The 21807-nt window shown below is 58.3% G+C and carries 19 protein-coding genes; 6 read left to right on the forward strand and 13 right to left on the reverse strand.

What is annotated here, in order from left to right:
- Positions 1-61: 61 nt before the first annotated feature.
- Positions 62-826: an SDR family NAD(P)-dependent oxidoreductase gene (locus tag SIK97_RS20220; RefSeq protein WP_032748618.1), complete on the reverse strand. Its 765-nt coding sequence runs from the start codon at positions 824-826 to the stop codon at positions 62-64.
- A gap of 182 nt (positions 827-1008) precedes the next feature.
- On the opposite strand from SIK97_RS20220, the gene SIK97_RS20225 reads away from it, so the two are divergent.
- Positions 1009-2346: an aspartate aminotransferase family protein gene (locus SIK97_RS20225; protein WP_038424195.1), complete on the forward strand. Its 1338-nt coding sequence runs from the start codon at positions 1009-1011 to the stop codon at positions 2344-2346.
- Positions 2347-2552: 206 nt separating this feature from the next.
- Complete coding sequence (locus SIK97_RS20230) at positions 2553-3248, forward strand: GNAT family N-acetyltransferase (RefSeq protein ID WP_014228336.1); 696 nt, start codon at positions 2553-2555, stop codon at positions 3246-3248.
- A gap of 52 nt (positions 3249-3300) precedes the next feature.
- Here SIK97_RS20230 and betA read toward each other — a convergent pair whose 3' ends face one another.
- The 3 genes from betA to betI are packed head-to-tail and all read right to left on the reverse strand — an operon-like array spanning position 3301 to position 7056.
- Positions 3301-4965, reverse strand: coding sequence for a choline dehydrogenase (betA, locus tag SIK97_RS20235; RefSeq protein ID WP_032748624.1), 1665 nt, complete (start codon positions 4963-4965; stop codon positions 3301-3303).
- Positions 4966-4979: 14 nt separating this feature from the next.
- A complete protein-coding gene (betB, locus tag SIK97_RS20240; protein ID WP_032748625.1) occupies positions 4980-6452 on the reverse strand; it encodes a betaine-aldehyde dehydrogenase in 1473 nt (490 codons plus the stop codon).
- A gap of 10 nt (positions 6453-6462) precedes the next feature.
- The gene (betI, locus tag SIK97_RS20245; RefSeq protein ID WP_047724266.1) at positions 6463-7056 is read right to left on the reverse strand and encodes a transcriptional regulator BetI; all 594 of its coding nucleotides are present in this window, start codon (positions 7054-7056) and stop codon (positions 6463-6465) included.
- Positions 7057-7184: 128 nt separating this feature from the next.
- Between betI and betT the strand changes: the two genes are divergently transcribed.
- Together betT and SIK97_RS20255 are read left to right on the forward strand one after the other, a co-directional pair.
- Positions 7185-9218, forward strand: a complete 2034-nt coding sequence (gene betT / locus SIK97_RS20250; RefSeq protein ID WP_025107047.1) for a choline BCCT transporter BetT — start codon at positions 7185-7187, stop codon at positions 9216-9218.
- A 222-nt stretch (positions 9219-9440) separates the two neighbouring features.
- On the forward strand, positions 9441-9593 hold the full coding sequence (locus tag SIK97_RS20255; protein ID WP_004130292.1) for a Hok/Gef family protein: 153 nt from the start codon (positions 9441-9443) through the stop codon (positions 9591-9593).
- A gap of 194 nt (positions 9594-9787) precedes the next feature.
- Here the strand turns inward: SIK97_RS20255 and SIK97_RS20260 are convergent, their stop codons facing one another.
- The 8 genes from SIK97_RS20260 to SIK97_RS20295 form a co-directional block, all read right to left on the reverse strand.
- Complete coding sequence (locus tag SIK97_RS20260) at positions 9788-10573, reverse strand: SDR family oxidoreductase (protein WP_032748627.1); 786 nt, start codon at positions 10571-10573, stop codon at positions 9788-9790.
- Positions 10574-10760: 187 nt separating this feature from the next.
- The gene (locus SIK97_RS20265; protein ID WP_014228342.1) at positions 10761-11558 is read right to left on the reverse strand and encodes an SDR family oxidoreductase; all 798 of its coding nucleotides are present in this window, start codon (positions 11556-11558) and stop codon (positions 10761-10763) included.
- A gap of 60 nt (positions 11559-11618) precedes the next feature.
- Positions 11619-12674 carry an ABC transporter permease gene (locus SIK97_RS20270; protein ID WP_004848640.1) on the reverse strand — a complete coding sequence of 352 codons (1056 nt, stop codon included), beginning with the start codon at positions 12672-12674 and terminating at the stop codon, positions 11619-11621.
- A 17-nt stretch (positions 12675-12691) separates the two neighbouring features.
- Positions 12692-14236: a sugar ABC transporter ATP-binding protein gene (locus SIK97_RS20275; protein WP_014228343.1), complete on the reverse strand. Its 1545-nt coding sequence runs from the start codon at positions 14234-14236 to the stop codon at positions 12692-12694.
- Between the two features lies 1 nt (position 14237).
- The gene (locus tag SIK97_RS20280) at positions 14238-14858 is read right to left on the reverse strand and encodes a DUF2291 family protein (protein WP_057173646.1); all 621 of its coding nucleotides are present in this window, start codon (positions 14856-14858) and stop codon (positions 14238-14240) included.
- A 43-nt stretch (positions 14859-14901) separates the two neighbouring features.
- Entirely contained in the window at positions 14902-15837 is a 936-nt protein-coding gene (locus tag SIK97_RS20285; RefSeq protein ID WP_004130307.1) for a D-ribose ABC transporter substrate-binding protein, read from the reverse strand.
- A 280-nt stretch (positions 15838-16117) separates the two neighbouring features.
- Positions 16118-17638 carry an FGGY family carbohydrate kinase gene (locus SIK97_RS20290; protein ID WP_057173647.1) on the reverse strand — a complete coding sequence of 507 codons (1521 nt, stop codon included), beginning with the start codon at positions 17636-17638 and terminating at the stop codon, positions 16118-16120.
- A gap of 362 nt (positions 17639-18000) precedes the next feature.
- A complete protein-coding gene (locus SIK97_RS20295; protein ID WP_004848649.1) occupies positions 18001-18951 on the reverse strand; it encodes a sugar-binding transcriptional regulator in 951 nt (316 codons plus the stop codon).
- A gap of 364 nt (positions 18952-19315) precedes the next feature.
- Between SIK97_RS20295 and SIK97_RS20300 the strand changes: the two genes are divergently transcribed.
- Both SIK97_RS20300 and SIK97_RS20305 read left to right on the forward strand, forming a co-directional pair.
- Complete coding sequence (locus SIK97_RS20300; protein ID WP_004848651.1) at positions 19316-20146, forward strand: transketolase; 831 nt, start codon at positions 19316-19318, stop codon at positions 20144-20146.
- On the forward strand, positions 20139-21074 hold the full coding sequence (locus SIK97_RS20305; protein ID WP_025107043.1) for a transketolase family protein: 936 nt from the start codon (positions 20139-20141) through the stop codon (positions 21072-21074). Before SIK97_RS20300 ends, SIK97_RS20305 begins: the two co-directional genes overlap by 8 nt.
- A gap of 54 nt (positions 21075-21128) precedes the next feature.
- On the opposite strand, the gene entD is transcribed toward SIK97_RS20305, so the two are convergent.
- Positions 21129-21752, reverse strand: a complete 624-nt coding sequence (entD, locus tag SIK97_RS20310) for an enterobactin synthase subunit EntD (protein WP_057173650.1) — start codon at positions 21750-21752, stop codon at positions 21129-21131.
- Between the last annotated feature and the right edge of the window lie 55 nt (positions 21753-21807).

The following is a 21807-nucleotide window of genomic DNA, read 5'->3' on the forward strand; positions in this document are numbered from 1 at the left end:
CGCCTGTCCGGGCTACCATTCCCGGAGGCGGCGCTTACGCGCCTCTCCGCTCTACCAAACCTTAATCCCGATCGATGGCGAACGGCTGCCAGGCCTGACGCACCGGCATCACCTCGACCCGGTTGATATTCATATGGTCCGGCAGCGTGGCGATGTAGAACATCTGTTCGGCAATATCCCGCGCGCTCAGCGGCGTGGTACCGCGATACAGGTTGTCCGACGCCGCCTGGTCGCCTTTGGTGCGCACCAGGGTAAATTCCGTTTCGGCAATGCCCGGTGCGAGATCGGTCACGCGCACCCCGGTCCCGAGCAGATCGCAGCGCAGGTTATAGCTGAACTGCTTCACGAAAGCCTTGCTGGCGCCGTAGACGTGGCTGCCGGGGTAGGGCCACTGCCCGGCGATAGAGCCGATATTGATGATGCTCGCGCCCGCGCCGTGGTTAATCAGCGTCGGCAGCAGCGCGTGGGTCACGTTGACCAGCCCGGTGACGTTGGTGTCGATCATCGTTTTCCAGTCGTCCAGATCCACTTTCTGCGCGGGCTGCGGCGACAGCGCCAGCCCGGCGTTGTTAATCAGCGTCGTGATATCGGCGAAGCCCGCGGGCAGCGCCGCCACGGCCGCGGCCACCGCATCGCTATCGCGTACGTCGAGTTCGATAATGTGCACCGGCACCTGCGAGGCGAGCTTATCCTGTAGCGTCTTCAGCCGCTCAAAGCGGCGTCCGCTCAGCACCAGCGACCAGCCCGCATCGGCGAAGACCTGCGCCGCTGCTTCCCCAAATCCCGAGGTCGCCCCGGTAATAAACACCACTTTGCTCGTTGCCATTTCATTCTCCTGTGCAGGTTGTCGCTCCCACTATAAAAACCGCGCGCGTGCGGGCACAGGGCCAGTCGGCGCGCGGCGATGTGACACGGTGTCACATCATTTTCGCCTGACTGGCTCTATCCGTTTCTCCCCCGCACGGCCAATGATGAGGCCAACAACAACGACATGAGAGAGGGCAGGGTATGAAGCTGGCACTACAGAACGAGGTAGCGATAAGCAATGATGAAGTTCGGCAGCTGGATCGCGCTTATGTGTTTCATTCATGGTCGATGCAGGGCAATTTACATCCGCTGGTGATCGCCGGGGCAAAAGGCTGCGAGCTGTGGGATTACGAAGGCAATACTTACCTGGATTTCAGCAGCCAGCTGGTCAACGTCAACATTGGCTATCAGCATCCTCGCGTGCTGGCGGCGATGAAAGCCCAGCTGGAAGAGCTGGTGACCATCGCGCCCGCCACCGCCAACCTCGCCCGCGGCGAAGCGGCGAAGCGGATTGTCGAGCTGGCGCCGGAAGGCTTTAGCAAAGTGTTCTTCACCAACGCCGGCGCCGACGCCAACGAGAACGCCATCCGTATGGCGCGGCTCTATACCGGGCGCGATAAAGTGCTCTCCGCCTATCGCTCCTATCACGGCAATACCGGCAGCGCGATTGCCGCCACCGGCGACTGGCGCCGCGTGCCGAATGAGTATTCACGCGGTCACGTGCACTTCTTTAATCCCTATCTCTACCGCAGCGAATTTAACGCCACGACGGAAGAGGAGGAGTGCCAGCGCGCGCTGGCCCATCTGCGGCGGATGATTGAGTGCGAAGGCCCGAACGCGATAGCCGCGATTCTGCTGGAGTCGATTCCGGGTACCGCCGGGATTCTTGTCCCGCCGGAGGGCTATATGCAGGGCGTGCGGGCGCTGGCCGACGAGTTTGGCATTGTGCTGATCCTCGATGAAGTGATGGCCGGTTTTGGTCGTACCGGGAGCTGGTTCGCCTTCGAGCAGGATGGCGTGGTGCCGGATCTGGTGACTTTCGCCAAAGGGGTTAACGCCGGCTACGTCCCGGCCGGCGGCGTGCTGATTAGCGAGCCAATCGCCCGCTACTTTGATGACCATTTCTTTGCCGGGGGGCTGACCTATTCCGGCCATCCGCTGGCGATGGCGGCGATTGTCGCCACCATTGACGCGATGAAGGAAGAGAAGGTGGTGGAGAACGCGGCGACCATCGGCAACGAAGTGCTGCGTCCGGGGCTGGAAGCGCTGGCGGAGAAGCACGCGATTATCGGCAACGTGCGCGGCCGCGGTCTGTTCCAGGCGCTGGAGCTGGTCAGCAGCCGCGAGCGGAAAACTCCGCTGACCGCTGCCGATATGGCGGCCATTAAAGGCGCGTTAACCGAAGCCGGCCTGCTGGCGTTTGTGGTGGAGAACCGCATTCACGTGGTGCCGCCGTGCACCATCAGCGCCGAACAGGTGGCAAAAGGGCTGGCGATTTTTGATGCGGTATTCGCCCGCTTCGCGAGCCTGGCGAAATAAGGGGATGATTTCCCGGGTCGCGGCGTAAATGCCTTACCCGGGCGACCTTCTCGCAGATGGCGGCGAACCCGTAGCCCCGCTAAGCGTAGCGCGAGCGGAGGCGGGTTTTCATGCCATCTTAGACAGCTGATTTATTCTGCAAGGCATCTTCCGGCCATTCGCCTTTCTTGATATAACAATTTGATAACACTACGGGAGAGATAAGCGTGCCGGAAATTAATGAATTTGGTCAGCAGGTCAACGATCGCGTGCCAGGGTGGCAGGGCGCGGGACTTCTGCGCCGCACGGCGTTAAATGGCCGCTTTTGCCGGCTGGAGCCGCTGGATACCGAGCGGCACGCGGCGGATCTGTTTGCCGCCTATGCCCTCGGCGACGACAGCGACTGGACCTGGCTTGCCAGCACCTGCCCACAGAGCGTGGAGTCAACGGCGAACTGGATCACCGGTAAGGTTATGGACGACGGGCTGGTGCCGTATGCGGTTATCGATTTGCGCGCCGAGCGGGCCGTCGGGCTGGTCAGCTATATGGCGATTGAGCGGGCGATGGGCACGGTGGAGATAGGGCACGTCACCTGGTCGCGGGCGATGAAAAATACGCCGCTCGGCACCGAGGCGGTGTGGCTGCTGCTGCAAAATGGTTTTGCTCACGGCTATCGCCGGCTGGAGTGGAAGTGCGATTCGATGAATCTCGCCTCCCGCCGCGCCGCCGACCGGCTGGGGTTTACCTGGGAGGGGCGTCTTCGTCAGAGGATGGTGCGCAAAGGACGAACCCGCGATAGCGATATGCTGTCGATTATCGATAGCGAATGGCCCGCGCGCGACGCGGCGCTGCGGGCGTGGCTGGCGCCGGAGAACTTTGATGCTGATGGACGGCAGCTAAAGCGGCTGGAAGATTTCCGCTAGTTTTTCCTCACCCTAACCCTCTCCCGGAAGGAGAGGGTTAGGGTGCTTACTCTTACCGGCGAACCGGCGCGCCGTTCGCCACGTAATACGCCGCGCTGCTCTTCGGCAGCGGCTGACGGCCGCGAATGGCGTCAGCCATTTTTTCGCCAATCATGATGGTGGTCGCGTTAAGGTTGCCGGTAATAATCTGCGGCATAATTGAGGCGTCGACCACGCGCAGGCCTTCCAGCCCGTGCACCCGACCTTCGCCATCCACCACCGCCATCTCGTCGTAGCCCATTTTACAGGTGCCGCACGGATGGAAGGCGGTTTCCGCATGATTGCGCACAAACTCATCCAGCTCGGCATCGCTCTGGCACTCCGCCCCCGGACTGATCTCCCGGCCGCGATAGTTATCCAGCGCCGGCTGATGCATGATTTCGCGGGTAATGCGAATCGCGTCGCGGAACTCCTGCCAGTCCTGTTCGCTGGACATATAGTTAAACAGAATCGCCGGATGTTCGTGCGGGTCGCGCGACTTCAGACGCACGTGGCCGCGGCTTGGGGAGCGCATGGAGCCGACGTGGCACTGGAATCCGTGCTCTTTCACCGCGTTTGAGCCGTTGTAGTTAATCGCGACCGGCAGGAAGTGGTACTGAATATTCGGCCACGCAAAGGCTTCCCGGCTGCGAATAAATCCGCCCGCTTCAAACTGGTTGCTGGCGCCGATGCCGGTCCCGCCGAACAGCCATTCGGCGCCGATTTTCGGCTGGTTCCACCACTGCAGCGCCGGGTAGAGCGACACCGGCTCTTTACATTCGTACTGCAGATACATCTCCAGGTGATCCTGCAGGTTCTCGCCGACGCCGGGCAGGGCGTGAACCAGCGGAATATCGAACTGGCGCAACAGTTCCGGGCTGCCGACGCCAGAGCGCTGCAGGATTTGCGGCGAAGCGATGGCGCCCGAGCAGAGCAGCACTTCTTTACTGGCGGTGGCGTTTGACGGCGCCGTGCTGTCGCCCTCCAGCCACTCGACGCCGACGGCGCGTTTGCCGGCAAAAATAATGCGATCGGTCAGCGCATGGGTGCGAATGGTCAGATTGGGACGCGCGCGCGCCTGGTCGAGATAGCCGCGCGCGGTGCTGGCGCGGCGTCCCTGCGGCGTAACGGTACGATCCATGGGGCCAAACCCTTCCTGCTGATAGCCGTTAAGATCGTCGGTGCGCGGGTAGCCGGCCTGTACGCCGGCTTCAATCATCGCGTGGAACAGCGGATTGTTGCCCTGCTTTGGCGTGGTGACGCTGACCGGGCCGTCGCCGCCGTGGTAGTCGTTGGGGCCAATATCGCGGGTTTCCGCTTTGCGGTAGTAGGGCAGGCAGTCGAGGTAGCTCCAGTGCTCAAGCCCCGGCGCCGAGGCCCAGTTATCGAGATCCATAGCGTTGCCGCGGATATAGCACATGCCGTTGATTAACGAGGATCCGCCGAGGCCTTTCCCGCGTCCGCACTCCATGCGGCGATTGTTCATATGCGGTTCAGGCTCGGTCTCGTAGGCCCAGTTATAGCGCCGGCCCTGTAGAGGAAAGGCCAGCGCGGCGGGCATCTGGGTGCGGAAGTCGAAACGGTAATCCGGGCCGCCCGCTTCCAGCAGCAGGACGGTGGTCTGGGGATCTTCCGTCAGTCGTGTAGCCAGTACGTTGCCGGCGGAACCGGCACCAATAATAATGTAGTCAAACTGCAAAAATGACCTCCTGGTTAAAATATGGATTGAAACGGACCCATCTCAACCTGGATGGATTTGACCTGGGTGTAGCTATGCAGCGTCTGCACGCCGTTTTCGCGGCCAATACCGGAGTGCTTGTAGCCGCCAACCGGCATCTCCGCCGGGGATTCGCCCCAGGTGTTGATCCAGCAGATCCCGGCCTCCAGCCGATGAATCAGGCGATGGGCGCGGTTTAAATCCGGCGTGACGACGCCGGCGGCGAGGCCATATTCGGTGGCGTTGGCGCGGCGAACCGCTTCTTCCTCATCGTCGTAGCTCAGAATCGACATCACCGGGCCGAAGATCTCTTCGCGGACGATGGTCATCTGGTCATCGCAGTCGGTAAACACCGTCGGGGCGACCCACGCGCCGCGGTCGAAGCCTTCGCCTTTCAGCACCTCGCCGCCGCAGAGCAGGCGCGCGCCTTCTTGCTTGCCGATCGCGATGTAGCGCAGCACGTTATCGCGGTGCGGGAAGCTCACCAGCGGCCCGAAGTTGGTGCTTTCAGCAAACGGATCGCCGGGACGGATACGCGCCACGCGAGCGAGGATTTTCTCTTCAAACGCTGCCTTCAGGTGCGCCGGAACGAATACCCGGGTGCCGTTGGTGCAGACCTGTCCTGAGCTGTAGAAGTTAGCCATCATCGCGATGTCGGCGGCGAGGTCGAGGTTGGCGTCTTCGCAGACGATCAGCGGCGATTTACCGCCCAGCTCCATGGTGACTTCCTTCAGCGAGGAGGCGGCGGAGTTGGCCATCACTTTTTTGCCGCTGGCGACGCCGCCGGTAAAGGAGATTTTGGCGATGTCCGGGTGCTCGGTGAGATACTGGCCGGTTTCGGCGCCGATGCCCGGCAGCACGTTAAATACTCCCGCCGGCAGTCCCGCCTCGCGGTAAATTTCCGCCAGCTTCAGGGCGGTGAGCGGGGTGACTTCACTCGGCTTAAAGATCATCGCGTTACCGGCCGCCAGCGCCGGGGCTGATTTCCACAAGGCGATCTGGATCGGGTAGTTCCAGGCGCCGATCCCGGCGACGACGCCCAGCGGTTCCCGGCGGGTGTAGACGAATGAACTGTCGCGCAGCGGGATCTGGCTCCCTTCCAGCGCCGGGATCAGGCCCGCGTAGTACTCCAGCACATCGGCGCCGGTGACGATATCGACGGCGGCGGTTTCGCTCAGCGGTTTGCCGGTATCGAGAGTCTCCAGACGCGCCAGTTCATCGTTGCGATCGCGCAGAATATCGACCGCTTTACGCAGAATGCGCGAACGTTCCATGGCGCTCATCGCCGCCCAGATTTTTTGCCCTTTTTGGGCGCTCTTTACCGCCCGGTCGACGTCTTCGCGGCCGGCGGCCTGGACGGTCGCCAGCACTTCCCCGCTGGCGGGGTTAATCGTCTCGAAGGTTTTACCGCTGGTGGCGGAAACATAACCACCGTCGATGTAAAGCTGCTGTTCGGCCATTCGGGACATGGGTCCTCCATTAGTGAGAAGTCGGTGGCAGATATTGGCTGATGAAGTGCTCGGCGAGCGTTTCGGCGCGGGCTTTATCCAGCGGTTTACCGCTCAGCGCCGCGCGTAGCCACAGCCCGTCGATCAGCGCGGCGAGACCGTATCCGGCCTCCTGCGCCTCTTCGCGCGGCAGGGCGCGCTGAAACTCATAGACGATATTCGACAGCAGTCGTCGGCTGCTGACCTGCTGCAGGCGATAGAGCATCGGCTGATGCATGCTGCTGGCCCAAAAGGCGAGCCAGGCCTTCATTGCCGCGCTGCTTATCTGGCTGTCGTCGAAGTTTCCCGCCACGATGGCGCGCAGGCGTTCCTGGGGGCCGGCGCCGGGCAGGGCGTGCAGGCGGCTCAACACCGCCTGGCGCAGCTGGCCGGTGATATCGCGCATCGTCGCTTCCAGCAGGCCGTTCTTATCTTTGAAATAGTGGCTGATGATGCCGGTCGATACGCCAGCCCGTCGGGCGATCTGCGCAACGGTGGCATCGTGCATTCCCACTTCATTGATGGCGGCCAGGGTGGCGTCAATCAACTGCCGCTGCCGTATCGGTTGCATCCCCAGTTTGGGCATTTCTCAGACTCCATTCATCAGCTTTGTTTATCTATTAAAGCGGTTTTTGATTGGACGTTCAATATAAAATGTGTCTTAATTGTTGCCAGTTTTGGTTCTAATAGTTACAAAAACAGTAAGGAGAATGGATGACAGACCTTTCGCCGAGCAGAGAAAAGGACAAAATCAATCCGGTGGTTTTTTACACTTCCGCCGGACTGATTTTGTTGTTTTCCCTGATGACTCTCTTCTTCAGCGATTTTTCCGCGGCCTGGATTGGCCGTACCCTGAACTGGGTTTCCCGCACCTTCGGCTGGTACTATTTGCTCGCCGCGACGCTGTATATCGTGTTTGTCGTGTGCATCGCCTGCTCGCGTTTCGGTTCGGTGAAGCTCGGGCCGGAACATTCGAAGCCGGAATTTAGCGTGCTCAGCTGGGCGGCAATGCTGTTCGCCGCCGGTATCGGTATCGACCTGATGTTCTTCTCCGTCGCCGAACCGGTGACCCAGTATATGCAGCCGCCGGAAGGGGCCGGGCAGACCATGGAGGCGGCGCGCCAGGCGATGGTGTGGACGCTGTTTCACTACGGGCTGACCGGATGGTCGATGTATGCCCTGATGGGGATGGCGCTGGGATACTTTAGCTATCGTTATAATTTACCCCTGACCATCCGCTCCGCGCTCTATCCGATCTTCGGCAAAAAGATTAATGGCCCAATCGGCCACAGCGTGGATATCGCCGCCGTTATCGGTACCATTTTTGGTATTGCCACCACGCTCGGGATTGGCGTTGTGCAGCTAAACTACGGCCTCAACGTGCTGTTTGATATTCCGGACTCGCTGGGTGCGAAAGCGGCGCTGATCGTGCTGTCGGTCATTATCGCCACCATCTCCGTGACCTCCGGGGTGGATAAAGGCATTCGTATTCTTTCCGAGCTTAACGTGGTGCTGGCCCTCGGGCTGATCCTGTTTGTCCTGTTTATGGGCGACACCGAGTTTCTGCTCAACGCGCTGGTGCTCAACGTTGGCGACTATGTGAATCGTTTTATGGGTATGACCCTGAACAGCTTCGCCTTCGATCGTCCGGTAGAGTGGATGAACAACTGGACCCTGTTCTTCTGGGCGTGGTGGGTGGCGTGGTCGCCGTTTGTCGGCCTGTTCCTGGCGCGTATTTCACGTGGACGCACCATTCGTCAGTTTGTGGTGGGAACGCTGATTATCCCGTTCACCTTTACCCTGCTGTGGCTGTCGGTGTTCGGCAATAGCGCGCTGTATGAAATCATCCACGGCAATGCAGCCTTCGCCGCCGAGGCGGTCGCCCACCCGGAGCGCGGCTTCTATAACCTGCTGGCGCAGTATCCGGCGTTTACCTTTAGCGCTTCGGTGGCGACGATTACCGGCCTGCTGTTCTATGTGACCTCCGCGGATTCCGGGGCGCTGGTGCTGGGTAACTTCACCTCGAAGCTGAAGGATATCAACAGCGATGCGCCAAACTGGCTGCGGATCTTCTGGTCGGTGGTTATCGGCCTGCTGACCCTCGGGATGCTGATGACTAACGGCATTTCCGCCCTGCAGAACGCGACGGTGATTATGGGGCTGCCGTTTAGCTTCGTGATCTTCTTCGTGATGGCGGGATTGTACAAGTCGCTGAAGGTCGAGGATTATCGCCGCGAGAGCGCCAACCGCGACACCGCTCCGCGACCGCTCGGCGTGCAGGATCGCCTGAGCTGGAAGAAGCGCCTGTCGCGGCTGATGAACTATCCCGGCACGCGCTATACCCGCCAGATGATGGAGACGGTGTGCTTCCCGGCGATGGAAGAGGTGGCGCAGGAGCTGAAGCTGCGCGGCGCTTACGTCGAGCTGAAAAGCCTGCCGCCGGAAGAGGGAGACAGCCTGGGCCATCTTGACCTGCTGGTGCATATGGGCGACGAGCAGAACTTTGTTTATCAGATCTGGCCGCAGCAGTACTCCATTCCCGGCTTTACCTACCGGGCGCGCAGCGGGAAGTCGACCTACTATCGTCTGGAGACCTTCCTGCTGGAAGGGAGTCAGGGCAACGACCTGATGGACTACAGCAAAGAGCAGGTCATTACCGATATTCTTGACCAGTACGAGCGTCATTTGAACTTTATCCATCTGCATCGCGAAGCGCCGGGCAACAGCGTGACCTTCCCCGGAATGTAGGTCATCTAAACGTTTTCTGAAAAAGGATTGCGGCTGGTTAAATATACAGTGAATTGCGCAGGGAAGCGTATGATGGCGGCGGGTGCCTGAGGCTTTCTGCGTTCAGGCTTAGGTGAGGATTCAGAAAGACGAAGCCCCAGGAGATGTTCCCATCAACCTGAGGCTCACGATCCAACCCTAGCACGTTGGATAGTAGCCTCTTCTTCGCATGGAGGCAACGAGATGCTGACAAAATACGCCCTGGTGGCAATCATCGTGCTGTGTCTGACAGCGCTGGGATTGACGTTAATGGTGCGCGACTCGCTGTGCGAGCTGAGCATCAAAGAACGTAGTATGGAGTTCAAGGCCGTTCTCGCTTACGAAACGAAGAAGTAGCCGGTATGCGGGGAGCTATCCCCGCTTATCCGCAGGCTGGGTAAGGAACCTTAAGGCACCTTTTTTCTGCTTATGGGGGCAGGATGGACGGCGAGAGAACATCGACCGGTTAAAACAATCGCGCCGCCACCCTGCATACTGCTTCGCTGACGTTAATCTCACCCTTACCAGCATTTTTCTACGCTAAATCCGTTCTACCAGCAGACAAAACCACCATCAACCACCAGGTCAACGCCGGTGCAGAACGAGGCGGCATCGCTGGCGAGGAACAGCGCCGGGCCGGCCATCTCCTCAACCTTCGCCATACGCTGGATCGGCGTCTGGCTTTCGAATTCGCGGGTCTGATGAACCATCTCAGGGCGGGTGTTCATCGGCGTGGCGGTATAGCCGGGGCTGATGGAGTTGACCCGAATCCCTTTGCCGATCCACTCCATCGCCAGGCTTTTTGACAGGTGGATAACGCCCGCTTTAGAGCAGTTGTAGTGCGCCTGATCGAGACCGCGGTTAACAATAATGCCGGACATCGAGGCGATATTAATAATCGAACCGCCGCCCGCTTCCTGCATCAGTTCGGCTTCCGCTTTGCAGGAGTTCCACACGCCGGTCAGGTTAATATCGATAACCCGCTGCCACTGCTCGGTTTCCATCTCCAGCGCCGGATTGGCGTTGGCAATCCCGGCGGCGTTGACGGCTATATCGAGGCGGCCAAAGCGGCTTTTCGCTAATGCCACGCCGGCGCGTAGGTCGCTAAGCTGGCGCACATCACCGGTGTAGTAGCAGGCCTCTCCGCCGATGGCTTCAATATTTTTGACGGTTTCGGCGAGGCCGCCGTCTTCGCGGAGATCGAAGCAGACGACCCGAGCCCCCGCGCTGGCGAGCCCGTAAGCAATCATCTGGCCGATGCCGCTGCCCGCGCCGGTGACAAAGGCCACGCGGTCCTGCAGGTTAAACAGCTGTTGGGCAAAATCTTTTGCGATCATAGTCATTTCTCTCTAAAAAATATTCTTTAGCATGCCCGGTGTTGGCGTTCCCGGAGGCGGCGCGTTGCGCCTGTCCGGGCTACGGGGCTTGTGCCGTCGGGTAGTCGGGTAGCCCGGACAGGTGCGCAGCACCGCCTCCGGGACATGATTTGTGTAGCCTGACCTGAAAAATGCCAGGCTGGCGGCATTACGACATAATCAAGCCGCCATCGATATTGATGGTCTGCCCGGTGAGGTAGCGCGCGTCGTCGGAGGCGAGAAACGCCACCAGCCCGGCAACGTCTTCCGGTTTGCCGGCGCGCTTCATCGGAATGCCTTCGACCCACTCCGCCATCAGCTCGCCTTTACCGTAGCGCTTCTGCTCGGTGCTGAGGATTTCGCCCCAGACGCGGTCGTTGTAATCCCACATCTCGCTTTCGATAATGCCCGGACAGAAGGCGTTAACGGTGATATTCCACGGCGCCAGCTCGTGCGCCAGGCTTTGGGTGATGCCGATCACGCCCATTTTGCTGGCGGCATAGTGCGGGGTGTAGATAAAGCCCTGACGACCCTGGCCGGAAGAGGTGTTGATCAGGCTACCGTGGTTCTGCTTGACCATATATTTGGCGGCTTCGCGGCAGCACAGCCAGACGCCGGTGGTGTTAACGGCGAGCACTTTTTCAAAGTCGGCTTTCGGCATGCGATCGTAATAGTCGATGGTGATCACGCCTGCGTTCTGGATAGAGACGTCGATGGTGCCGAAACGCGCTGCCGCCTGCTCGTACAGCGACTGCACCTGCGCTTCGTCGGTCACATCAACCTGTAACGACAGGATGTCGGCCTGGTAGCGCTGGCGGAGGGTTTCCGCCGTTTCGTGGACGCGCTCGGCGTTAGAGACCATCACCAGATTCGCGCCGTCGCGCGCAAAGCGCTCGGCAATACCGGCACCAATTCCGCGGCAGGCGCCGGTGATAACAACCGTTTTGTTGTGGAAATTTCTTTGCATGTTTTTCATCCCTTATTGAAGCCGGACGGCAGTGCGTCCGGCGGGGTAATAAATAGGTGATTAACTGGTGGCGCCTGCCGCCGCCAGCTTCTCCTCATGGCGGCGCATCAGGATGACTTTGTTCTGCAGTTTCTGCTGGAACTGGTCGACGACGACGGCGGTGACGATAACCACGCCTTTAATGACCATTTGCCAGAAATCGCTGACCCCCATCATCACCATGCCGTCGGCGAGGAAGACGATGACGAACGCGCCAATGATTGACCCGGTCACCCGGCCGCGACCGCCCGCCAGCGCGGTTCCGCCGAGCACGGTGGCGCCGATGGCGTCCATTTCGAACATATTGCCGGTCATCGGGTGCGCGGTTTGCAGTTGCGAAGCGACGATGAGGCCAACGAACGCTGAGCACAGGCCGGAGAAGGCGTAAACGAAGATTTTTGCCTTGACGATAGGCACGCCGGCCAGGCGTGCGGCGGATTCGTTACCGCCGATAGCGTAGATATAGCGGCCCAGCGGGGTTTTGGTGGTCAGCCAGTAGCCCAGCAGCAGGAAGCCGATCATCAGCCAGATTGGCAGATAGATGCCCAACAGCGTCCCGGATCCCAGGGTGGAGAAACCGGTGTTGCCCAGCGCTTCCATGCCGTTGAGGTTGGGGTAGGTGCTGCCGTCGTTGAACAGCAGCGCCGAGCCTCTGGCGACATACATCATGCCCAGGGTGCAGATAAAGGGCGCGACGCCGAAGCGGGTGATGACCGCGCCGTTAACGAAGCCAACCAGCACGCCGAAGAGCGCCACGCAGAGGATAACTTCCGGTACGTTGAAGAAGATAACGCTGCCGTTCCATAAGGGCAGGCCGTTGGTTAACAGCGCTCCGGCCACCATGCCGCAGATGCCGGCGACGGCGCCGACGGAGAGGTCGATACCGCCCGTCAGGATAACCAGCGTCATGCCGATGGCCAGCAGGCCGGTGATGGCCACGTGCTGGGTCATAATCAGCAGGTTAGATGTGGTCAGGAAATTCGGTACCATCACGCTGAAGAACGCGATAACCAGCAGCAGAGCGATAAACGTTCTGGCCTTCAGCAGGTACATATAAATCATATATTTCTGGTTCATGATGGGTTCCAGCCTGATTAATCTTGAGGTGTTGAAGCCGCGATTAATTTTTCGCGGGTCACCGCATGACGCGGTAAATCGGCGGTAATCCGACCGTCGGCCATGACCAGGATGCGATCCGCCAGCGCCATCACTTCATCCAGCTCCGATGAAGAGAACATCACTGCCAGACCCTGCTGGGCCATTTTGCCGATCAGATGATAAACGTCGGTTTTCGCGCCGACGTCGATACCGCGAGTGGGCTCATCGAGAAACACCACCTCCGGCTTCGTCATCAACGCCTTGCCGAGCACCACCTTTTGTTGGTTGCCGCCGCTGAGCGAGGTGACAGGCAGATCGGGGTCGCTCACCTTGATTGCCAGTTCGCGAATCATCTCTTTGACGCAGGCGATTTCTTTCTGCGGATTCAGCCATTTCCACGCCCGGCGAAATCCCTGCAGGCTGAAATCGGATAAGGTCATATTCGATTGAATCGACATCATCTGCACCACGCCTTCGCCCTGACGGTCTTCAGGCACCAGAGCCAGCCCTTTTTTCAGCCGCGCCTGGAACGGGGCCTTTTCGATATTTTCGCCGTTGAGATGGACGTTACCGCTCTGGCAGGGCATCAGGCCGACCAGGCCTTTAAACAGCTCCGTGCGTCCGGCGCCGAGCAGGCCGTAGATGCCGATCACTTCTCCCTTACTTAAGGTAAAGGTCACATCGTTGAGCTTATAGCCGCCGCTGGGGTGCAGCGCCGTCAGACCTTCAACGGCAAGGACCGCTTCGCCTTTCGGCGCCGGCCGGTAGTCGAAATGTTTTTTCTTATCGCCGACCATCTGTTCGATAATCCACGGAATACTGGCGTCGCTGACCTCGCGCTCGCTGATAAAGCGCCCGTCGCGGAAAATAGTGATGTGGTCGCCAATTTCCATCAGCTCTTCCAGACGGTGGGAAATATAGATAATGGTGACGCCGCGGCGTTTAAGCTGTTCGATCACGTTAAACAGGATTTTGACTTCCGACTGGCTGAGCGCGGAAGTGGGTTCATCCATAATTAATACCCGGGTGTCCTTAGAAAGCGCGCGCGCAATTTCCACCAGCTGCTGATGACCAATGCCTAATTCGCCAAGCTGGGTGTAGGGATCGACATTCAGCTCCAGTCTTTCCAGTAATGATTTGGCTAACTCATATTGATATTTTTCGTTAATCTTCCCTTTTTGAAAGAATTCGTTAGCCATAAAAATATTATCCATGACGTTCATATTCGGGAATAAATTTAATTCCTGAAAAATGATGCTGATTCCCTGCTTTTCAGCCTGGTGCGTTGAGCTAAGGGTCACCGGGGCGCCATCAAGAATAATTTGACCGGAAGAGGGTGTTTCAACGCCAGCAAGCATTTTCATCATGGTGGATTTACCCGCACCATTTTCACCGATCAGAACGTTTACTTTATTTCGATAGACCCGGTAATTCACGCTATCTAAGGCGACAACGCCCGGATAAACGCGAGATAATTCGCGAGTTTCGATAATAACTTCAGAATCGACTGGTTGGGAATTGACGAGTTCTTGCCGCTGCATGTTATTGCCCTCCCAAACGAACAATTTTGGCTGGCGTAATATCAGGCATGGTCTGCGGAATATCCCAGGCCGAGAACACGCCGTACACCTGTACCGCTTCGCCGGTTTTCACCTGCACCGTCTGGATCATCTTGACCGCATGTTCGTTAATCGCCCGGCTATATTCGCCAAACAGCACCTGATCGTTAAAGTCCTGATAGCTGGCGCCCTGATAGCCGTCGCGTAATAATGTGCCGCGCAGCGTTGGGCCAATTTGCACCACCACGTTGCCGCCGCTGATATCCTCAATCGTCATTTTTCCGCTGCGCGAAGCGGAATCAATTTTACTGATATTGCCTTCGACTTTGACGTAAAACACGCAGGGGTTTTCGTCCTGAGCGCGATAGCCTAAGGTTTTGCAGGCGCTATCGATATCTTTCGCCGCGCGCAGGGCGGTCATCAGCTCGGCAACGGGGCGCGCTTTAGCCACAACCTGGGGAACCAGCTGGTCTTGCCATGTCCGATCGATATCCGCCATATGCGGGTTGGGCGGAGATTTAAGATCGGCCAGCTCCTGCTGAGAGACGATACGACAGCCCCCGAGCGCAAGAATAACCAGCGTCAGCGAGATTTTTTTATACATAATACGCTCCTGTGCGCCCCGGACGGGGCGCAACAACCCGAAATCAGGATTTGATATTGAAGTCCTGCACTTTGTCTGCATTGTCCTGAGTAATCAGAATGCCGCGGAACATCACGCGCTGCTTGGCCGGTTTTTCACCTTTTTGCAGGTAGTTATCGAGGTCGGTCACCCCCTGAGCGGCGATGGCCTGCGCCTGAAGCATTACGGTGGCCTGCAGGGTGCCGGCTTTTACCGCGTCGCGCTCATCGTTGCTGCCATCGATACCGACCACCACCACATCGTTACGATTCGCGGCTTTCAGCGCGGCAATGGCGCCGAGGGCCACAGGACCGTTGCCGCAAATCACGCCTTTCACGTCGGGGTGCGCCTGCAGAATACTGTCCATAATGCGCTTGCCGTCGATTAACGTGCCTTTCGCGTCCTGCTTAGCGACGCTGACCATATCCGGGTACTGGTCAATCACCTGGTGGAAAGATTTAGAGCGGGTCACGCAGTTATTATCCGCAAGGTTACAGGTCAGTTCGGCATATTTGCCTTTCTCCGCCATTTTCTCGACAAATACGTTGGCGACTTCAGAACCGGCCTGGAAGTTATTATGGGTAATTTGCTCCAGCGCGATATCATCGACAGGAATTTCGCGGTTAATTAAAACCACCGGAATACCCGCTTTCTTCGCTTTTTCAATGGCGGCGACGCTGGCGGTGGAGTCGGCGTTATCCAGAATAATGCCCTGAACTTTTTTACCGATGGCGGTATCGATCAGCTCATTCTGTTTTTTGACATCTTCACCATGCGACAAAATGGTGGTCTGGTAGCCCAGTTCTTTAGCTTTCTCGCTGGCGCCCTTGGCTTCAGAGGCGTAATAGGGGTTATCCAGCGAGTTAACCATGATCATGATGGTGCCTTTTTCTGCCGCCTGGGCAGCGAAAGAAAAGGCGGTCAGGGTAGCAGCGGTTAAAAGCGTTAAACGTAATTTCATGACAATTTTCTCTCTTGGTTGTTATTGTCGGGTACGGTGAAACAACGTAAGGCCTGTAAATCGAGTTTATGGGCCGGGGGTCTCCTTTTGTTGATGATTAAGAGCCTATCCATTAGGGCTATTTTACTGGCCATTTTGAACCAGGGCAGTGCTCAAAACCCTCACGTACTACGTGTACGCTCCGGTTCTTCCGCGCTGTCCGTGTTCAAACTGCCTGCGCCAATAACGCCTACTGGGATAGGCTCTAAGGTGCGTCACGCGTTCGATTCCCTGGTGGGCGTCAGGCGGACGTTGCCGGTTTCCATAATGTTCTGTTCACCGCATGGCGCCACTCCTGCCATCTTTTCTGCAGGCGCTGGTGGCGGGCCATATCGGGGATAAATTCGCTGTGTTCGGTTAAAAACGCGTTCAGGTCGGTCACCGATCCGGGATTCAGGGCTTTGCGCGCGAGCAGGGCCGCGCCAATCGCCGACAGCTCGGCAACGTCGCTGCGCATCACCGGACAGCCGAGCAGGTCAGCCTGATACTGCATTAGCCAGTCGTTCCTGGTTGGGCCGCCGTCGACCATCAGCGCCGTTAAGTGGAAGTCGTCCTGCTGGCGCATCGCCACCACCACATCGGCGATTTGATAGGTAATGGATTCCAGCGCGGCGCGAATCAGATGGGCGCGCTTGACGCCGCGGCTCAGGCCGCAAATCACGCCGCGGGCGCTGTCATCCCACCACGGGGCTCCCAGGCCGGTTAACGCTGGCACAAAATAGACGCCCAGCGTGGAGTCCACGGAGGCGGGCAGGGTGTTGAGTTCATGCGCCAGTTCGGCATCGGAAAGTTCGCTCAGGCCGGTGCTGTCCGCCATCCACGCCACGGCATCGCCGGTATGCGGAATATTACCTTCGAGTCCGTAGGTGATGCTGTCGCCGTCGTGCCAGGCGATGGTGGTGGCCAGCGCGTCGATATCGCACTGTGCGGATTTTACCGGCGCCATCACCGATGACCCCGTACCGTAGGTGGCTTTCACGCAGCCGAGTTCACCCAGCGCGTGGCCAAACAGCGCGGCGTGGGAATCCCCGACCATCGCCATTACGGGAATACCGTCAGGGATAGCGTTCAACCCCCGGGTATAGCCAAACAATCCGCTGGAGGGCTTGATCTCCGGCAGCGCGGCGCGCGGGATCTGGAACAGCGCCAGCATGTTGTCATCCCACTGGCCGGTTTGCAGGTTCAGCAGCTGGGTACGCGCGGCATTGGAGTAATCGCAGTAGAACGCCTCGCCCTGGGTTAAGTTCCACAGCAGCCAGCTGTCGATAGTGCCGAGGCAGATTTCTCCGCGCTCAGCCAGCGCGCACCCCTCAGGAAGAGATTCCAGCAGCCAGCGCATTTTCGAGGCCGAAAACAGAGGCGCAATCGGCAGGCCGGTCACAGCCTTTATTTGCTGCTCTTTATCGCTGTGGCGCAGTTCATCGCAAAACGCGGCGCTGCGGCTGCATTGCCAGGTGATCGCGGCGTTGATTGGCTTACCGCTCTGGCGATACCAGCCGATCGCGGTCTCGCGCTGGTTACTGATGGCTAATGCCGCGACGTTTTCTGCGCCAACGTGCGCTACCGCTTGCGCGATAACCGCCAGCGAAGCGTCAACCAGGACTTCTCCCGACTGCTCGACCCAGCCTTCACGCGGCGTCTGGATCGCCAGCGGCTGAGAGAATTTCACCACGACCTGGCCGCGGCTATCGAGTACGACGGCTTTGGCATTGGTGGTGCCTTCGTCCAGCGCAATGATGAACTCTTTACGTGTTGCCTGCATTAGGTAGTCTCCTGAGTCACACTTCGTCCTGGCGCGGAGGGGGAAGTCGGCATTCCTCTTTATCGCATTGCTTCTTAGCAGGCCATGATGTGACAATTCGTTTTCACTTTTTTAATCACTGAATATATATTCGATAGTGATTATTTATTTGTTACCTTAGCCAGAAACTTCCCGTCGGGCTACAGGAAAAGTTATCAATTGTGCTGGCAATCACACTTATCCGTTTGGTGAAGCTTCCGGATGTCGGGGGAAAAGAGCGCGGTTTTCTGGTTATATACGATTGAAATATAAAAATTTATTGGCGAAGCCTTTACGCCTGAAGGAAAGCGTAAAGGCTGTGGGAAAGTGTTTGAGTGAGGAAATTACCCGGCGATAAGCAGCCTGGCTGTTGGATAATCGGTGATCAGAACATCGATATAACCGCCTGAAAGCGCGCCTTTGATAGCCGCTACCTTCTCGCTGCCGCCGGCAAGGGCCACCACGTTAGGGCACTTCTTCACTTTCTCCAGCGCCATGCCGATCACAGGATCTTCATCATCGCGTAACACCGCCTTGCCGTTTTTATCGTAGTAGTGCAGGCAAATGTCACCCACGGCGCCGCGTTCCGCCAGCACCTGCAGCATATCTTCGTGATAGTAGTTACCGGACGTTTTGAGCAGCTGCGAAGGTTCAAGGATGCCAATCCCGACGATGGCGATATCGACTTCGTCGAAGCGCGCAATCACATCGGCGACATCTTTGCTGGCCACGAGGCGATTTTTCTCCTCCGTAGAACCTTCGATGCTCTGGGAAGGGAGCAGCCAGGCTTCACAGTTCAGACGCTGCGCCAGGGTCTGGGTCAGGATGGTCGCCTGCACGTTACCGTTAGGACCCACGCCGCCGAGCAGTTGAATCACGCCGTTGGCCTTCAGGTTTTGCGCGTGAACCTCATCAACCATTGCGCGGATAGTCGAACTCCACGACGAGACGCCAATCAGATCTTTCGGCCGCAATCGCGTTTCCAGATAGTGGGCCGCGGCGGATCCGATGGCGCGCTTGATGGTGTGATCGCTGGCGTCCTCTTCGGTATCCACGACGATGGCCTGTTTAATTCCGTAGCGATCCTCGAGGCCTTTTTCAAGATTGAGGAAAATATTCGATGGCTGAACAACGCTGATTTTGACCACGCCTTCTTTTTGGCAGCGGGCGATCGCTCGGGAGATAAATGACTGAGAAAGCGAGAGAAGTTGAGCGATATCGGACTGCTTTCGTCCTTCAAGATAGTAGAGCGTGGCAATCTTAACTAATAGCCGTTGTTCATCCTGCTTAGCCATATATTTCCCCGAAAATCATTTACGTGCAGCCATTATGTTAGAGCTCATTATCATACGCGAAAAGAAAAGACAGTTAAGTGTGATGGATATCTAACTTTCGCCAATCCTCAAAATCAGCTATGGACAAAAACAGAACAGTAGCCGCATAATTGAATAAAGAGTCGTTAATGAATATATATTCATAGCGATTTCAGGTCAACTGAAAAGTGCCCGGGTGACGTCACGCCCGGTGGTAAGGAGGCAGAATGTTCCTGAGTATGATGCAGCGGCGTAAGCCTTACGATGCGTTGCCTGGGGATGTCTGGTTTTTTTAGTCCCTGACGGAATAAATATTCCAAGTTGAAAATAAATTCAGAGGTATTAAATGAATCCCTATAGCTATGATGTCCAGGCCCTTGAGCGTAAAGCCCGCGCCGTACGTCGCCATATCGTCAGATTGAACGCCAACAGCCCTGCGGGCGGGCACACCGGCGCCGACCTGTCGCAGGTTGAACTGCTCACCGCGCTCTATTTCCGCATTCTGAACGTCGCGCCGGAGCGTCTGGCTGACGACCAGCGCGATATCTACATCCAGTCGAAAGGCCATGCGGTGGGCTGCTACTACTGCGTGCTGGCCGAGGCGGGCTTCTTTCCGGTTGAGTGGCTGGAAACCTATCAGCATGCGAACTCCCATCTTCCGGGTCACCCGGTGCGCCAGAAAACGCCGGGGATTGAGCTCAACACCGGCGCGCTGGGCCACGGTTTGCCTGTTGCGGTGGGGCTGGCGCTGGCTGCGAAAAAAAGCAACAGCTCCCGCCGCATTTTTTTAATTACCGGCGATGGCGAGCTGGCGGAAGGCAGCAACTGGGAAGCGGCGCTGGCCGCGGCGCACTACGGCCTTGATAATCTCATCATTATTAATGACAAGAACAATCTCCAGCTGGCGGGTCCGACGCGCGAAATCATGAATACCGATCCGCTGGCCGACAAATGGAAGGCCTTCGGGATGACGGTCACCGAATGCCAGGGCAACGACATGGCGTCGGTAGTGGCGACCCTGGAAGGGCTGAAGCAGGAAGGTAAACCGAACGTCGTTATCGCCAACACCACGAAAGGTGCCGGTATTTCCTTTATCCAGGGGCGCCCGGAGTGGCACCACCGGGTACCGAAAGGCGAAGAAATTGCACTGGCACTGGAGGAACTGAAAGATGAGTAATGCAGAACACCTGGCGAGCGTGATGGTTCAGGCCTTTATTGATGCGGTCGACCGCGGGGTCGATCTGGTGCCGGTGGTGGCTGACTCCACGTCAACGGCCAAAATCGCGCCGTTTATTAAACAGTTCCCCGGGCGTCTGGTGAACGTGGGCATCGCCGAGCAGAGCATGGTCGGGACGGCGGCGGGTCTGGCGCTGGGGGGCAAAGTGGCGGTCACCTGTAACGCCGCGCCGTTCCTGATTTCCCGCGCCAATGAGCAAATTAAAGTCGACGTTTGCTATAACAACACCAACGTTAAGCTATTTGGCCTTAACGCCGGCGCCAGCTACGGCCCGCTGGCCAGCACCCATCACGCGATTGACGATCTGGCGGTGATGCGCGGCTTCGGTAATATCCAGATTTTCGCTCCGTCTTCGCCGCGCGAATGTCGGCAGATTATCGATTACGCCATCGGCTATCAGGGGCCGGTCTATATTCGCCTCGACGGCAAGGCGCTGCCGGAGCTGCACGATGAAAGCTATCGCTTTGTGCCGGGAGCAGTCGTTACGCTGCGGGAAGGCGAGGATATCGCGCTGGTGGCCACCGGCTCGACGGTGCATGAAATCGTCGATGCCGCGCAGAGGCTGGCCGATGCGGGGATTCAGGCCAAAGTGGTGAGCGTGCCGTCCATTCGCCCTTGCGATACCGCCGCGCTGCTGGCGGCCCTGAAGCCGTGCAAAGCGGTGATAACGGTGGAGGAGCATAACGTCAACGGCGGCTTGGGGAGCCTGGTGGCGGAAGTGCTGGCCGAAGCCGGCGCGGGAATCCCGCTCAAACGTCTGGGGATCCCGGATGGCGAGTATGCGGCGGCGGCGGACCGCGGCTGGTTGCGCAAACACCACGGTTTCGATGCCGCTTCCGTCGCCGGGCTGGCGCAGAAAATGCGCTGACTTTACGCCGGCTTAAACCGATAACCCGCGCGGTCTGCCGCGCGGGTTTTGTTTTTACGTCGCGCAGAGCGTGATGACGTAGTCACCGGCCTTAATCCATTGCAGCCGATACTCCCCGGCGGAGAGCCGAAGAAGCAGATTTCCTTCCTTTATATACGTCACCTCAAAATCGCTGAAACCCACGCCGTTCTGTATTTCGGGCGGGCTGGCCTTAAATGCGCTCTCTTTTGCCGAAAACGCCAGCGTCAGCGCCAGCGCCGACGGCAGGCCGCTGGCGTCCAGCAGGCTTTTTTCCGCGCTATTGACGATGCTGCTTTCCAGCTCGGCCGCGAGGGCGGGAGACAGGATGCGCTCAATATCAACGCCGACCGGCCCGGCGGAGACAACCGCCAGCGCGCTGCGTTCGCAGTGGCTGATGCTGCCGTACCACGGCGCGGGCCACAGGGGCTGGCGTTGGTCGCCAATGGCAGGGATCTCTGTCTCACCGACCTCCCGCAGCGCATAAACCGCGGCGATACGCCCGGCAAGATGTTCGCTCTGCCGCTTGCGGGCGCAGCCGCTTAGCCGGGCATGATGAGGCAGCCAGAGGAGATCTTCAGGCCGAAAGGTCAATGGGTCGAAATCGACACGCTGCAGCGAGCGATCGGCAAGCTGAATGATAGAACGTTGGGTTTGCATAGGGGGGATGTTAACAGATTCTCCCCGCCGCCCTCTATGGCAAGAGGGCGGGGGG

It is taken from the genome of Klebsiella sp. JN_Kp126 (assembly GCF_033843325.1).
Classification (GTDB): Bacteria; Pseudomonadota; Gammaproteobacteria; order Enterobacterales; family Enterobacteriaceae; genus Klebsiella; species Klebsiella michiganensis.

Coding starts and splice junctions, on each gene's coding strand:
- SIK97_RS20225 (WP_038424195.1), top strand. CDS start 1,009: ATGAAGCTGGCACTACAGAACGAGGTAGCGATAAGCAATGATGAAGTT.
- betI (WP_047724266.1), bottom strand. CDS start 7,056: ATGCCCAAACTGGGGATGCAACCGATACGGCAGCGGCAGTTGATTGAC.
- SIK97_RS20285 (WP_004130307.1), bottom strand. CDS start 15,837: ATGAAATTACGTTTAACGCTTTTAACCGCTGCTACCCTGACCGCCTTT.
- SIK97_RS20275 (WP_014228343.1), bottom strand. CDS start 14,236: ATGCAGCGGCAAGAACTCGTCAATTCCCAACCAGTCGATTCTGAAGTT.
- SIK97_RS20255 (WP_004130292.1), top strand. CDS start 9,441: ATGCTGACAAAATACGCCCTGGTGGCAATCATCGTGCTGTGTCTGACA.
- SIK97_RS20280 (WP_057173646.1), bottom strand. CDS start 14,858: ATGTATAAAAAAATCTCGCTGACGCTGGTTATTCTTGCGCTCGGGGGC.
- SIK97_RS20260 (WP_032748627.1), bottom strand. CDS start 10,573: ATGATCGCAAAAGATTTTGCCCAACAGCTGTTTAACCTGCAGGACCGC.
- SIK97_RS20295 (WP_004848649.1), bottom strand. CDS start 18,951: ATGGCTAAGCAGGATGAACAACGGCTATTAGTTAAGATTGCCACGCTC.
- entD (WP_057173650.1), bottom strand. CDS start 21,752: ATGCAAACCCAACGTTCTATCATTCAGCTTGCCGATCGCTCGCTGCAG.
- SIK97_RS20300 (WP_004848651.1), top strand. CDS start 19,316: ATGAATCCCTATAGCTATGATGTCCAGGCCCTTGAGCGTAAAGCCCGC.
- SIK97_RS20305 (WP_025107043.1), top strand. CDS start 20,139: ATGAGTAATGCAGAACACCTGGCGAGCGTGATGGTTCAGGCCTTTATT.
- betB (WP_032748625.1), bottom strand. CDS start 6,452: ATGTCCCGAATGGCCGAACAGCAGCTTTACATCGACGGTGGTTATGTT.
- SIK97_RS20220 (WP_032748618.1), bottom strand. CDS start 826: ATGGCAACGAGCAAAGTGGTGTTTATTACCGGGGCGACCTCGGGATTT.
- SIK97_RS20290 (WP_057173647.1), bottom strand. CDS start 17,638: ATGCAGGCAACACGTAAAGAGTTCATCATTGCGCTGGACGAAGGCACC.
- betT (WP_025107047.1), top strand. CDS start 7,185: ATGACAGACCTTTCGCCGAGCAGAGAAAAGGACAAAATCAATCCGGTG.
- SIK97_RS20265 (WP_014228342.1), bottom strand. CDS start 11,558: ATGCAAAGAAATTTCCACAACAAAACGGTTGTTATCACCGGCGCCTGC.
- SIK97_RS20270 (WP_004848640.1), bottom strand. CDS start 12,674: ATGAACCAGAAATATATGATTTATATGTACCTGCTGAAGGCCAGAACG.